The organism is Streptomyces sp. NBC_00286, from assembly GCF_036173125.1.
Classification (GTDB): domain Bacteria; phylum Actinomycetota; class Actinomycetes; order Streptomycetales; family Streptomycetaceae; genus Streptomyces.
This window is the reverse complement of sequence record NZ_CP108054.1, coordinates 240,463-253,444: the sequence shown is the minus strand read 5'-3', so window position 1 is coordinate 253,444 and position 12,982 is coordinate 240,463. Positions and strand designations below refer to the sequence as shown.

The window sequence follows — 12,982 nt, the reverse complement described above, 5'->3', positions numbered from 1 at the left end:
ACAGAAACTTTAGAGTGAGTGTAGTTAGCAGGTGCGGCCGGGAGCAACACTCGTGACGGTGTCCGGATCCCGGATCGGCCGAGGTTGTCGAGGGAAAGTCCCGTACGGGCTTGAATTCATGGTGACGAACCTCTCCCCAAGCCTGCCGGGGCGTGTCACACTCCGACGCACTCGAGGCTGTAGTGCCTCATAAGTTTCTTGGCCTGGGCGGAGTTTCGCCGCCCCGGCCGCAGCGCCGCGCGGTCACCCCGGCGGCCCGCGCCGTACCCCACGACGGCGGTTCACGCAGCCTTCTCGACCCTCCATGCGTGGGAGCACTCAACGATGAGTTCCAGACCCCGTAGCGCGGTCCGCCGCGCCCTCACCGCCATCGTCCCCGTCACCGCTCTGCTCGCCCTGACGGCGTGCGGCGGCGACGCCACTCCGGCCACAGGCGCCTCCCAGGCCGCCGCGGCCAACAGCCCGGGCCTCGCGGCAGCCCGCGAGGCCGCGGAGATGTACTCCGACCGCCCGGCCCGCATCCCCATCACCAAGCCGGTGGGCAAGGAGATCCCCAAGGGCAAGCAGATCGACTTCATCCTCTGCGGCGTCCAGTCCTGCAAGGATCTCGCCGACTTCTTCACGGCCGCCGCCGAGGAACTGGGCTGGACGGTGAAGCAGATCCCCACGCAGGGCACGCCGGAGTCCGTCCAGGCCGCCTACGAGCAGGCCGTACGCGACAAGCCGGACGCCGTCGTCGCCTCGGGCTTCCCACGCGCGGTCTACGCCAAGCAGCTGGCGCGGCTGAAGGCGGCCGACATCCCCGTCATCCAGTCGAACGCCGACGACGTGGTGGGCGACGGCATCTCCCTGCTCAAGAACGGACCGAAGGACGTCGGCGTCCAGGGCGAGATGCTCGCCTCATGGGTGGTGTCGGACAGCGGCGCCAAGGCCAACACCGTGTACTTCGAACTCCCGGCCTACACGATCCTCAAGCCCGTCAAGGAAGGGTTCGCGGCCAAGTACGAGCAGTGGTGCCAGAGTTGTGCACTCGACACCGTCGAGGTGCCGATCACGGCCGTCGGCAAGGACATGCCGGACCGCGTGGTGTCGTACCTCAGATCGCATCCGAAGGTGACCCACGTCGTCTTCTCCCTGGGCCTCCTCAACGTCGGCGTCCCGGCAGCGCTGAAGACCGCCGGCATCACCGGCAAGCACATCGTCGTCAACGTCGGTGACGCGCAGAACTACCAGTACATCCAGAGCGGCCTCACCGACGGTGCCATGGCCCTGAACTCCCACGAGACGGCATGGCTCCAGGCAGACGCGCTGGCCCGCCACTTCACCGGCCAGTCCATGGACGTGGCCCAGGAGGCGGTGCTGCCCAACATGCTGGTCACCAAGGACAACCTCCCCTCAGCCGACGGCGACTTCCCGCTCATCGAGGACTACGAGGCGCAGTTCAAGGCGCTCTGGGGCCTGAGTTGACCCGGCCGCTGCTCCGGGTGGCCGCCCTGTCGAAGCGATTCGGCGGAACCCAGGCGCTGAAGGACGTCGATCTGGAGGTCGCACCCGGCGAAATCCACGCACTGATCGGCCCCAACGGTTCCGGCAAGTCCACCCTCATCAAGATCCTCGCCGGCTACCACCATGCGGACCCCGGGGCGGTCGCCGAACTGGACGGCGAGCCGTTCGACCTGAGCCAGGTCGCCGCCTCCCGCCATGACCGGCTCCGCTTTGTCCACCAGGAACTGGGCCTGGTGGGCGAGTTGAGCGCCATCGACAACCTCGCGCTCAGTCGCGGCTTCGCCCGTACGGCCTTCGGCAACATCCGCTGGCCGGAGATGGAGCGGCGGACGACAGCGCTGGTGGAACGGTTCGGCCTCGGCATCGACGTACGCCGGCCCTTGGCCCTGGCCTCTCCCGTCCAGCGCGCGGTGGTGGCCATCGCCGCCGCGCTGCAGGGCTGGGAGGGCCGGCGCGGCGTCCTGGTACTCGACGAACCGACCGCTGTCCTCCCGCCCGGGGAGGTGGCCCGGCTCTTCGACATCGTGCGGGAGATCCGCGACACGGGTGCCGGCGTCCTGTACGTCTCGCACCGGATGGACGAGATCTTCGCGCTCGCCGACCGGGTCACCGTGATCCGCGGCGGGCGCCGGATCGCCACCCTTCCCGTCGCCGGCCTCACTCCGCGCTCGCTGGCGGAGCTGATGGCGGGAGAGGAGATGGAGACCGACCACCGGCCGGCTTCTGCTCTCGGTCCCTCCGAGGCCGTACTGGAGGTCCGCGACCTGTGGGCGGGCCCCCTGCGCGGAATCGACTTCGACCTGGCCAGGGGCGAGCGCCTGGGCATCACCGGCCTCGTCGGCTCCGGCCACGAGATCGTGCCGTACGCGGTGTGCGGGGCCCACACCGGGCCGGTACGCGGCAGACTGCGCCTGCCGGAGCGCTCCGAGCGGTGGGTTGACGCGCGCGACGCCGGCGGTCTCGGCCTCCCCCTGGTCCCCGCGGACCGGGCGGGCGAGGGAGTGATCGGCGACTTCTCGGTGGGGGAGAACCTCACCCTTCCCCTGCTCGACCGCCTCCGTGCCCGCGTCGGCCGGCTGCACCGAGGACGGGAGGGCGCGCTCGCCGAGGAGTGGATCGAGCGGGTCGGCGTGCGCACCGCCGGGCGCGGGGCCCGGATCACCACCCTGAGCGGCGGCAACCAGCAGAAGGTCGTGATGGCCCGCTGCCTGGCCCAGCGCCCGCCGGTGCTGATGCTCTGCGAACCCACGGCCGGCGTCGACATCGGCACCCGCCTGCAGCTGTACGACCTGATCGAGCGTCAGGCCGACGAGGGCATGGGCGTCATCGTGTCCTCCTCCGACACGCAGGACCTGCTCGCGCTGTGCAACCGAGTCCTCGTAGTGAGGGACGGCCGGGTCGTACGGGAGATCGGCGGCCGGGACATCACCGAGCCCACGCTCGTCCATGCCATGGAAGGAACTTCAGGGACATGACATCCACCCCGACCCGGGCCCGCCCCGCCGCGCCACCGGAACCGGACAGGCCCGCGCCCGCCCCTGGTGCGTGGGGCCGACGGGCAGCGGCGGCCCTGTCGTTCCGGAACATCGGCGCCGTCTACGTATGGCTGGTCATCGTCGTGCTCTTCTCCGTCTGGGTGCCGGAGACGTTCCCGACAGCCATCACGGTCAAGCAGGTCCTGAACGGCAACGCCGTGGCAGGGCTGGTCGCCCTCAGCGTCGTACTGCCGCTCGCCGCGCGCGTCTTCGACCTGTCCGTCGCCTTCATCATGTCGCTCACCAGCGTGCTGACCGCGTACTTCATGGTCTCCACGGGCCTGGGCCCCGGCGCGGCGATCGCCCTGGCGATGACCGCCGCGCTGCTCATCGGCGTGGTCAACGGAATCGTGGTGGTGGTGCTGCGGGTCGACTCGTTCATCGCCACCCTGGCCACCGGGGCACTGATCCAGTCCCTGATCACCATGGTCACGAACGACAGCTCCATCACCGGTGTGCAGCTGCTCGACAAGCCGTTTGCGAGCATCGCCCAGCTGGACGCGGGCGGCATCACGCTGCCGGTGCTGTATCTGCTGCTCGCCGCGACGGCCATCTGGTTCCTGCTCGAACACACCGCCGGCGGGCGCCGGTTGTACGCGACCGGATTCAACGCCGACGCGGCACGCCTGCAAGGAGTACGCACCGACCGGCTGCGTTTCCTGACACTGGTGGCGTCCGCGCTGCTCTCCGGTTTCGCCGGGATCGTCTTCGCGTCCTCGGTGGGATCCGGGTCGCCGACCGCCGGCACGCCGTATCTGCTCTCCGCCTACGCGGCGGCCTTCGTCGGGGCGACCCAGCTGCGCGCGGGTCGCTTCAACGCCTGGGGCACCGTGCTCGCCGTACTGCTCCTCGGCACCGGCATCACCGGGCTCGGGCTCGCCACCAGCGCGCAGTGGGCAGCGAGCCTGTTCACCGGCTCGGTCCTCATCGTTGCGCTGGTCCTCACGGGTGGGCGGATCGCGCTGCCGACGGTTCTGCGCCGCCGGAAGTCGCCGCCCGCCGAGCCCGTAGCCACCCCTGACAAGGAGATCTGCTGATGAAAGCGGTTCAGTACCGCACGGTGGGCAGCGCGCCCGAGGTGGTCGAGGTTCCGGTGCCCGAGCCGGGCCCGGGCCAGGTGCTGTTGAAGGTGACGGCGGCGGGGCTGTGCCACTCCGACCTGGCGGTCATGAGCTGGCCGGAGGAAATCTTCCCCTACCCGCTGCCGATGACGCTCGGACACGAAGGTGTCGGCACGGTAGCGGCTCTGGGCAGCGGTGTCACCGAGGTCGCGGAGGGCGACGAGGTGGCGGTGTACGGCCCGTGGGGCTGCGGCCGCTGCCGCACCTGCGCCGAGGGCAGGGAGAACTACTGCCCGCACGCCGCCGGGCTCGGCATCATGCCGCCCGGCCTGGGCTCTCCCGGTGCCCTCGCCGAGTACATGGTGGTGGATTCGCCCCGCCACTTGGTGCCGTTGGGCGGACTGGACCCGGTGCAGGCGGCACCGCTCACCGATGCCGGGCTGACGCCGTATCACGCGATCCGGCAGGTGTTGCCGAAGCTGGTCCCCGGCAGCACGGCAGTGGTGATCGGTGTCGGTGGTCTGGGGCATCTCGCCGTGCAGCTGCTGCGTGCGCTGACGTCGGCCCGGGTGGTCGCTCTCGATGTGAGCAAGGAGAAGCTGGAGCTGGCGCGCACGGTGGGCGCCCACGAGACGTTGCTCTCCGACGGCGAGGCGGCGGCAGGGGTACGGGAGCTGACCGGCGGCACCGGGGCGGAGGTCGTGCTGGACTTCGTGGGGGCCGAGGCGACCTTGGCGGTGGCCGCCGCGGCGGTGGCGGTGGCGGGGGATGTGACCGTCGTCGGCATCGGGGGCGGGACTCTGGCGGTCGGCTTCGGTGGGGGGTTGCCGTTCGGGGTGTCCGCGTCGGCGCCGTACTGGGGGAGCCGGGTGGAACTCATCGACGTTGTCGGGCTTGCGCGGGAGGGGTTGGTCTCCTCCCATGTGGAGACGTTCTCGATCGAGGATGCTCCGTTGGCGTACGAGCGCTTGCATGCCGGGGAGATCGTCGGCCGGGCGGTGGTGCTGCCGCGCGGGTGAGCCGGGATGCGGGCGTGGTTTTTTCGCCCCCGCCGCCCCTTCCCGTCCCGTCCCTGGGGCCTGGCCCCAGAGCCCCGCTGGGGGCTGCGCCCCCGGCCCCGTTTCGGGGGCCAGCCCCCGGACCCCCGCTCCTCAAACGCCGGAGGGGCTGATTTTCCGCGGACCTGGGCTGATTTCCGCAGCTGAGGTTCCGCTGCCCAAGTGGATCCTTGCCCAGGGGCACTTTGCAGCCCAGTCCCGCATCAATCAGCCCGTCCGGCGATTGAGGACGAGGCCGTTCAGGCCGAAAGCGGGGGTCTGGGGGCGGCAGCCCCCAGGGACGGGACGGGAAGGGGCGGCGGGGGCGAAACCACCCTCTCCACACACCGCCCCAACACCGTCACGAACTCCGGCGTCTCCCAGGGCCCCCGGTCCACCCGCCCGGTGTCATCCACACCGAGGTCCTGCACGTCGTACCGCCCCCGGCAGTGCCCGAGGGTGAAGCAGCACACCTCCCCCAAGCCGTGCCGCTTCAGATACAGCACAGGCCGCGGCGCATCGTCGAGCGCCGCCGTGTCCCCCTCGGCGAAACCGCGACACGGCCCCGTGTACTCGGCATGCAGCAGCACCTCCAGCTCCCCGTGCAGCTCACAGACGTACAGCTCGTCGGTGACCGTGAACGGCTCGATCCCGGCGACCAGCGGATGGCCGGGCCGGGTGACCTGGACCTCGTACGGCTCGATCGGCGGGTGGGCGACGAACTGGCTGCCGAGCACCTCGGCGAGCTCCCCGAGGAGCCGCGGAGTGGTGAACACCCGCGGCCCGTTGGGTGCCGGTGCCTCGATCACCGCGTTGGTGCCGTGCAGGGCGAGCCAGCGCCCGCCCCGCTCGACGAACCGGGCCAGCGCGGCCCGCTCGGCCGGGCGGGGACGGACGTCGCAGGTGTACGTGACCAGCAGGTCGGCCTTCTCCAACTCGGCCACGCAGTCGTAGTCCCGGTGGACCGTAGTACGTACCTGGGGGTGCTCGCCGAGCAGTTCCAGCAGCCGCAGCCGCGCGTAGTCGAAGTCGTGCCATTTGCCGCCGCAGACCAGCACGGCGTCCAGGCGGCCGGCCGGGCCCGCCACGGCTCAGTACTGGACGCGGGTCAACAGCCCGCCGTCCACCACGAGGTTGACGCCGACGCAGAACGAGCCGGTCCGCCCGAGCAGGAACGCCACCGCCGCGGCCACGTCCTCGGCGGTGCCGTAGCGGCCGATGGGCAGCTTGGCGAGCACCTCCTCGTAGACCTCCGGACGACTGGTGCGGATGGTCTCCCAGGCGCCACCGGGGAAGTCGATCGGGCCGGGGGACACCGTGTTGACGCGGATGCCCTTCGGAGCGAGGGAGTGCGCCAGAGCCGAAGCGTGCTGGACGACCGCGGCCTTCATTGCGGAGTACGAGTTGGCTCCGGCCGGGCGGGCGGTGTCGGAGGCGTTGGTGGTGCCGATGGCGACCACAGCTGCCCGGTCGGAGGCCTCCAGGTAGGGCATGGCCGCCTCGACGAGTCCGGCGAACGGGACCAGGTCACCGCGCAGGCTGGCCTCCCACGACTCGGGGCCCTTGACGTTGCCCGCCGACACGTTGGACACCAGCAGGTCCAGGCCGCCGAGTTCGCCGCCCGCCCGCTCCACGAAGCCCGCGAGCGCGGCCGGATCGGTGACGTCGACCGCCTCGGCGAACACCGTCGCCCCCTCGCCGCGCAACTCGGCGGCGGCCTTCGCGAGTGCCTCCTCGCCCCGGGCGCACAGCGCCAGCGCGCAGCCCTCGGCGGCGAGGGTTCCCGCGATCGCCCGCCCGATGCCGCGGCTCGCACCGGTCACCAGTGCCTTCGCACCTGTCAGTCCCAGATCCATCGATGCCACTCCTTTGTGATGCCGTGATGCCGTGATGCGGCTATGCCGTGATGCGGTGAAGGCCGTAGCGGCCGGTGTGTCAGTTGCCGGGAAGCTGTGAGAACGGCACCCGGTCCACCCGCGGTTCCGGCGGCAGTTTCAGTACGCGCTCGCCGATGAGGTTGCGCTGGATCTGGTCGGTGCCACCGGCCAGCCGGTACCCAGGGGCGCCGAGCAGGTGCTGGGTCCAGGCGAACGTGCCCTGTTCCCCGGTGTCGGCGCTGATCCGGGCGCCCATCAGTTCGGCGGCGACCTGCCCGGTGCGGCTCAGCAGGTCGGATGCCATGAGTTTGGTCAGGGACGCCTCCGGGCCCGGCTTGTCACCGGCGGCACTCGCCCTGGCGACGCGGTCCACCGTGGCGGCACGGAGTGCGGTACGCACGTACAGGTCGGCGAGCTGCTGGCGAACCAGCGGATCTCCCGTGCGCTCGAGCGAGCGCGCGAGGGCGAGTACGTCCGGGAAAGTGCCGCCCTTGCGCCGGTTGCCGCTGCCGGAGGCGGTCCGCTCGAAGGCGAGGGTGGTACTGGCGACCTCCCAGCCCTGCCCCGGACGCCCGATCCGCAGCCGGTCCGGAACGCGTACGCCGCTGAGGAAGACCTCGTTGAACGAGGCCCCGCCGCTCATCTGGCGGATGGGACGCACCTCCACGCCGGGCGCGTCCATCGGGACCAGGAACGCGGTGATGCCCGCCTGCTTCACGACGTCCGGATCGGTGCGGGCGAGCAGCAGCCCGTAGTCGGCGAACTGGGCTCCCGAGGTCCACACCTTCTGACCGTCGATCACCCAGTCCTCGCCCTCCCGCCGGGCGCGCGTACGCACCGCGGCGAGGTCGGAACCGGCGCCGGGCTCGCTGAAGAGCTGGCAGGCCAGCAGGTCCGTACGAAGAAACGCCCGTGCGTACTCGTCGCGTTGCTCGGCCGTCCCGAACAGGGAGACCGACATCCCGACCAGGCGCACGGTGACGCTGATCAGCTCGGTGGAGGTCGGCACCTCGAAGGCCGACTCCTCCTGGGCGAAGGCCGCCACGTGGGCGGCGGTCAGGCCCGCTCCGCCCTTGTCCCCGGGGAGTGTCAGGGCCTGGTACCCGGCGTCGAAGCGGGCGCGCTGGTAGACGCGGCAGCGTTCCAGCAGCAGGCGTTCCTCGTCCTCGGGGAGGTTGTGGAAGACGGCGAGGTCACCGGTGGCCTCGGTTTCCCGGGCCGGTTCGAGCACGGTGGCCAGCCACTGCCGGACCTGTGTGCGCCATGCGTCCAGATCAGGCTGGGACATGGCTCCTCCTCAAGTGCAGTTACCAGATGGCGGGTTCAGTAACGGAGAGGGCGTGTGCGGCCCCGTGCCCGCCGGAGCCATGGGCGGATGCTTCCGGCTCGGGTCAGAGTGTTCCGTACTTTCTTGATAAACGCTACAGTCTCGGCATTCGCTCTCCCACGCACCGGGAGGGGCCCGAGGAGCCGCCGGAGGAGACATGTCTCTGCTACCACTCGACCGTCGTGCCCAAGAGACACCCCACGAGCCCGCTCTCGTCGACGACCAGGACGTGCTGACCTGGTCGGAGCTCGCCGACCAGGTCGCGCGGGTGGCGGCACGGCTGCTGGAGATCGCGCCCGGCCCCGACGACCGGGTCGCCGTCCTCGGCGACAACGCGATCCCCACCCTGGTGGCCCATCTGGCCGGCCTGCGCGCCGGAGTGGGAACCGTCGCCACGTCCCGGCACCTGATGGTGGGCGAACTCGTCGACCAGATCACCGACGCGGGCGCGACCGGGATCATCACCGGACCCGTCGGCGCGGTCGCCGCCCTGGAGGCGGCCCGCGAACTGGGCCTGCCGCTCGTGACGCACGGAACCCCAGCCATCGGGCACGCCTTCGAGTGGGACCTGTGGCTGGCGGCGACGCCCACCGGGCAGACCTTGCCCACGGGCCGTGCCGCCCGGCCGCCCCTCGTCTACACCTCCGGAACCACCGGCAGGGCACGCGGCACCGAGGTGCGCTGGGTGAGCGGCCCGGTCGCCGACAGCTCCGCGTACCTGGCCGCGATGGCGGCCCGCCCCGGATTCCCGCCGGGACCGCACCTCGTGTGCGGCCCGCTGCAGCACAACGCGCCGCTGACGTCCCTGCGGCACTTGGCGGCCGGTCAGCAGGTGGTCGTACTCGGCGGATATGACGCGGAGGCTTTCCTGCGCCGCGTCGAGGAGTGGCGGGTCACCTCCACGGTCATGGTGCCCACCCACTTCCAACGCCTGCTCGCCCTACCGGAAGAGGTCCGAAGCCGGTACGACGTCTCCAGCCTCCTCCAGGTCTCCCACACCGGATCTGCCTGCCCGCCGGACGTGAAGCGGACCATGATCGAGTGGTTCGGCCCGGTGCTGACCGAGTCCTACGGCGCCAGCGAGGCGGGCACCGTGGCACGCATCAGCAGCACCGAGTGGCTGGAGCATCCCGGTTCGGTCGGGCGAGTCCAGCCCCCGTACGAGGTCCTGGTGGCCGACGACGACGGCCGTCCGCTGCCGCCCGGCGAGCTCGGACTGCTCGCGTTCCAGGCACCCGAGGGCGGCGGAGTGCGCTATCACGCGGACCCGGACAAGACCAAGGCCGCCTATATCGCGCCGGGCGTCTTCACCCTCGGCGACATCGGCTACGTCGACGCGAGCGGCTACATCTTCATCACCGACCGGGCCGCCGACGTCGTGGTCTCCGGCGGGGTCAATCTGTACCCGGCCGAGAGCGAGGCGGTACTGCGCCGCCACCCTGCGGTCGCCGAGATCGCGGTCATCGGTGTGCCCCACCCGGACTTCGGCGAGTCGCTGCGCGCCCTGGTTGTGGCCGCCGGGGACGAGTCGTCGGCCGAGGAGCTGGACCGGTTCTGCCGCGACCGGCTGGCCGCCTACAAGTGCCCCAAGTCGTACGAGTTCGTCCCGAGCCTCCTGCGCAACGCGATGGGCAAGCTCGACAAACGCGCGATGCGCCGCCCCTACTGGCGCTCCGAGCGCACCATCGCCGGCTGAGCCGCGACAAGCACCTGTGCCCGCCCCACGTACGTACGAAGGATCCTCATGACTGAACTCCTCCTCATCCGGCACGGCCTCCCCATGGCGGGCGTCTACGACCCGGGCCTGTCGCCGGAGGGCACCGCCCAGGCCGAGCGTCTCGCGGCCTGGCTCGTGCACGAGAACGTCGACGCCCTCTACACCAGCCCCTTCCAGCGGGCCCGCGAAACAGTGGCCCCGCTGGAGCGGCTCACCGGCATGACCGCCGCCGTCCTCGACGACCTGCGCGAGTGGGACACCGACGTCTCGCACCCCTACACGCCGCCGGAGCAGATCAACGCCGACGACCCCCGTTCGGTGGCGCTCTCCGAGGGACGGTACGAGGACTTCGTGCCCGACCTGGACTGGGACGCCTTCCGGGAGCGGGCGGCGCGGGCCATGGACACCATCCTGGACGCCCACCCCGGCGGGCGGGTCGCGGTCGTGTGCCACGGCGGCATCACCAACACCTACCTGGCGACGGTGCTCGGCCTCTCCCGCATGTTCTGGTTCCACCCCGGCTACACCTCGGTCAGCCGGGTGCGACGGATGCCGGGCGGACGCATCGTCCTTCACTCGGTGAACGAGACGGCCCACATGGTCGCCGAGCGCGCCGTCGACGCCGTCGCCTGACCTGCCCCATCCCCTTCAGGAGGTCCCGTCCGTGCCCGGATCCGTCATCGTCGCCGGCGCCAGAACACCCATCGGCAAACTGATGGGCGCCCTGAGCCCGCTGTCCGCCGCCGACCTCGGCGCACACGCCATCAGCGCCGCCCTGGCCGCCGTACACCTGGACCCGGCCGCGGTGGAAGCCGTCGTCATGGGCCATGTCGTCCAGGCCGGAGCCGGTCCCAATCCCGCACGGCAGGCCGCCGTCAGCGCCGGCATTCCGTTCGCCGTACCGGCGAGCACCGTCAACAAGCTCTGCCTGTCCGGCCTGCACGCCATCGCCCTGGCCGACCTCATGATCGCCTCCGGGCGCCACGAGGTGGTCGTCGCGGGCGGGATGGAGTCCATGTCGGGGGCCCCGCACCTGCTGCGCGGAGCCCGCACCGGCTGGAAGTACGGCCCGGCCGCGATCGAGGACGCCCTCGACCGGGATGCCCTCGTCTGCGCCTTCGACGGGGTCTCCATGGGCGCGGCCACCGAGCGGTACCAGCAGCCGTTCGGCTTCACCCGCGAGGAGCAGGACGAGTACAGCGCACGATCGCACCGACTCGCCCTGCGCGCCCGGGAGTCCGGCGCACTGGCCGCGGAGATCGCCCCGGTCGCGGTGGCCGGGCGCCGGGGCGAGGAGACGGTGGTGGCGGCCGACGAGGGGATACGGCCGGGAAGTACCGCGGACAGCCTGGGGCGTCTGAAACCCGCGTTCTCCTCCGAGGGCACCGTCACCGCGGGCAACTCCTCACAGCTCTCCGACGGCGCAGCGGCCGTCATCGTCATGAGCGCGGAACGCGCCCGGCGGGACGGCCTGACCCCGCTCGCGGAGATCGGCGCCTACGGCACCGTCGCGGGCCCCGACCCCTCCCTGCTCGTCCAGCCGGCCGGCGCGATCCGTGACGCCCTGTCCCGGGACGGCCGGCTGAAGACCGCCGACCTCGACCTGTTCGAGATCAACGAGGCGTTCGCCGGTGTGGCCCTGGCCTCTGTACGGGAGCTGGACATCCCCCTGGAGAAGGTGAACGTCAACGGCGGCGCGATCGCCCTGGGACACCCGGTCGGCATGACCGGCACCCGGCTGGTGCTGACCCTCGCGACAGAACTGGCGCGGCGCGGAGGCGGTACCGGAGCCGCGGCCCTGTGCGGCGGCGGCGGCCAGGGCGACGCACTGCTGCTGCACGTACCACCGCGAGCCTGACCCCGCACCTCCCACCCGCGTCCATCCCCACATCCGTACTAGACCAGGTTGACCCACATGACCGACCAGCTGCCCCTGGACGAGCAGACCCTCGTCGTGGCGACCCGTACCCACGTCGCCGACGGCGTCGTCTCCCTCACGCTGCGCCGCCCCGACGGCCGGCCGCTCCAGCCCTGGACGCCGGGAGCGCACATCGATCTGCTCCTGGACGGCGGCCTGATCCGCCAGTACTCGCTGTGCGGGGACCCCGCCGAACCGGACGCGTGGCGCATCGCCGTCCTGCGTGAGCCGCAGGGCCGGGGCGGCTCCGCGTACGTCCACGACCACCTGCCGGAAGGCACCGCCGTGCGCGTCCGCGGGCCGCGGAACAACTTTCCGCTGCGGCCGGCCTCACGCCATCTGTTCATCGCCGGCGGCGTCGGCATCACACCGATCCTGCCGATGGTCGAGGCCGCCGAGGCTGCCGGGGCCGACTGGCGTCTGCTGTACGGCGGCCGCACCCGCACCTCCATGGCGTTCCTGGACCGACTCACGCCCTACGGGGACCGTGTGCTCGTCCGCCCACAGGACGAGTACGGCCTGCTGGACCTCGCAGCTTTTCTCGGCTCACCCGAGGAGAGCACCCTGGTGCACGCCTGTGGCCCCGAACCCCTGCTGCGCGCGGCACAGGAGCAGTGCGCCGACTGGCCGGCCGGCACGCTGGGCATCGAGCGGTTCGCCCCGGTGCAGGCAGCCGATGCCCGCCCCGCCGCGGCCTTCGAGGTGGTGCTCGCACGCGCCGGGCTCACTCTCACCGTGCCGCCCGACCGCTCGGTGCTCGAATCCCTGGAGGAGGCAGGCGTCGACGTGGACTTCTCCTGCCGCGAAGGCACCTGCGGCACCTGCGAGACCGACGTACTCGACGGCACGCCCGACCACCGCGACTCCCTGCTCAGTGAGGACGAGCAGGCCACCGGCGACACCATGCTCATCTGCGTCTCCCGCTCATGCGGGCCTCGCCTCGTACTCGACCTGTAACCGGCCCGGCACGGCACCGCCTGCTCACTCGGTACCGCGGAACCGCC

General features: G+C 71.4%; 11 protein-coding genes. 8 read left to right on the top strand and 3 right to left on the bottom strand.

Annotation, left to right across the window (positions count from 1 at the left end; translation table 11 throughout):
* Positions 1-324: 324 nt before the first annotated feature.
* From OHT21_RS01260 to OHT21_RS01245, 4 genes are read left to right on the top strand one after another with little or no spacing between them, the layout of a single operon-like run.
* The gene (locus OHT21_RS01260) at positions 325-1,467 is read left to right on the top strand and encodes a sugar ABC transporter substrate-binding protein (RefSeq protein ID WP_328766238.1); all 1,143 of its coding nucleotides are present in this window, start codon (positions 325-327) and stop codon (positions 1,465-1,467) included.
* Complete coding sequence (locus OHT21_RS01255) at positions 1,464-2,981, top strand: sugar ABC transporter ATP-binding protein (RefSeq protein ID WP_328766236.1); 1,518 nt, start codon at positions 1,464-1,466, stop codon at positions 2,979-2,981. The genes OHT21_RS01260 and OHT21_RS01255 overlap by 4 nt, the downstream gene beginning before the upstream one ends.
* Positions 2,978-4,078, top strand: a complete 1,101-nt coding sequence (locus OHT21_RS01250) for an ABC transporter permease (protein WP_328766235.1) — start codon at positions 2,978-2,980, stop codon at positions 4,076-4,078. Before OHT21_RS01255 ends, OHT21_RS01250 begins: the two co-directional genes overlap by 4 nt.
* Positions 4,078-5,121: an NAD(P)-dependent alcohol dehydrogenase gene (locus OHT21_RS01245; RefSeq protein ID WP_328766234.1), complete on the top strand. Its 1,044-nt coding sequence runs from the start codon at positions 4,078-4,080 to the stop codon at positions 5,119-5,121. Before OHT21_RS01250 ends, OHT21_RS01245 begins: the two co-directional genes overlap by 1 nt.
* A 278-nt stretch (positions 5,122-5,399) precedes the next feature.
* On the opposite strand, the gene OHT21_RS01240 is transcribed toward OHT21_RS01245, so the two are convergent.
* The 3 genes from OHT21_RS01240 to OHT21_RS01230 all read right to left on the bottom strand — a co-directional run bounded on the left by OHT21_RS01240 (position 5,400) and on the right by OHT21_RS01230 (position 8,304).
* Complete coding sequence (locus tag OHT21_RS01240) at positions 5,400-6,227, bottom strand: ThuA domain-containing protein (protein ID WP_328766233.1); 828 nt, start codon at positions 6,225-6,227, stop codon at positions 5,400-5,402.
* A gap of 3 nt (positions 6,228-6,230) precedes the next feature.
* Positions 6,231-6,995 carry an SDR family NAD(P)-dependent oxidoreductase gene (locus OHT21_RS01235; protein WP_328766232.1) on the bottom strand — a complete coding sequence of 255 codons (765 nt, stop codon included), beginning with the start codon at positions 6,993-6,995 and terminating at the stop codon, positions 6,231-6,233.
* Between the two features lie 79 nt (positions 6,996-7,074).
* Positions 7,075-8,304 (bottom strand): acyl-CoA dehydrogenase family protein, encoded by a 1,230-nt coding sequence (locus OHT21_RS01230; RefSeq protein WP_328766231.1) that lies wholly within the window; start codon positions 8,302-8,304, stop codon positions 7,075-7,077.
* Between the two features lie 196 nt (positions 8,305-8,500).
* Here OHT21_RS01230 and OHT21_RS01225 point away from each other — a divergent pair, with 196 nt between their 5' ends.
* The 4 genes from OHT21_RS01225 to OHT21_RS01210 are packed head-to-tail and all read left to right on the top strand — an operon-like array spanning position 8,501 to position 12,935.
* Positions 8,501-10,039: an AMP-binding protein gene (locus OHT21_RS01225; RefSeq protein ID WP_328766230.1), complete on the top strand. Its 1,539-nt coding sequence runs from the start codon at positions 8,501-8,503 to the stop codon at positions 10,037-10,039.
* A gap of 48 nt (positions 10,040-10,087) precedes the next feature.
* The gene (locus OHT21_RS01220) at positions 10,088-10,693 is read left to right on the top strand and encodes a histidine phosphatase family protein (protein WP_328766229.1); all 606 of its coding nucleotides are present in this window, start codon (positions 10,088-10,090) and stop codon (positions 10,691-10,693) included.
* A 31-nt stretch (positions 10,694-10,724) separates the two neighbouring features.
* A complete protein-coding gene (locus OHT21_RS01215) occupies positions 10,725-11,918 on the top strand; it encodes an acetyl-CoA C-acyltransferase (RefSeq protein WP_328766228.1) in 1,194 nt (397 codons plus the stop codon).
* Between the two features lie 57 nt (positions 11,919-11,975).
* Complete coding sequence (locus OHT21_RS01210) at positions 11,976-12,935, top strand: PDR/VanB family oxidoreductase (protein WP_328766227.1); 960 nt, start codon at positions 11,976-11,978, stop codon at positions 12,933-12,935.
* Positions 12,936-12,982: the final 47 nt, after the last annotated feature.

What these genes read in the sequence shown, in the direction of transcription:
- OHT21_RS01260 (WP_328766238.1), top strand. Translation starts at nt 325, where the DNA reads ATGAGTTCCAGACCCCGTAGCGCGGTCCGCCGCGCCCTCACCGCCATC.
- OHT21_RS01250 (WP_328766235.1), top strand. Translation starts at nt 2,978, where the DNA reads ATGACATCCACCCCGACCCGGGCCCGCCCCGCCGCGCCACCGGAACCG.
- OHT21_RS01245 (WP_328766234.1), top strand. Translation starts at nt 4,078, where the DNA reads ATGAAAGCGGTTCAGTACCGCACGGTGGGCAGCGCGCCCGAGGTGGTC.
- OHT21_RS01235 (WP_328766232.1), bottom strand. Translation starts at nt 6,995, where the DNA reads ATGGATCTGGGACTGACAGGTGCGAAGGCACTGGTGACCGGTGCGAGC.
- OHT21_RS01230 (WP_328766231.1), bottom strand. Translation starts at nt 8,304, where the DNA reads ATGTCCCAGCCTGATCTGGACGCATGGCGCACACAGGTCCGGCAGTGG.
- OHT21_RS01225 (WP_328766230.1), top strand. Translation starts at nt 8,501, where the DNA reads ATGTCTCTGCTACCACTCGACCGTCGTGCCCAAGAGACACCCCACGAG.
- OHT21_RS01220 (WP_328766229.1), top strand. Translation starts at nt 10,088, where the DNA reads ATGACTGAACTCCTCCTCATCCGGCACGGCCTCCCCATGGCGGGCGTC.
- OHT21_RS01210 (WP_328766227.1), top strand. Translation starts at nt 11,976, where the DNA reads ATGACCGACCAGCTGCCCCTGGACGAGCAGACCCTCGTCGTGGCGACC.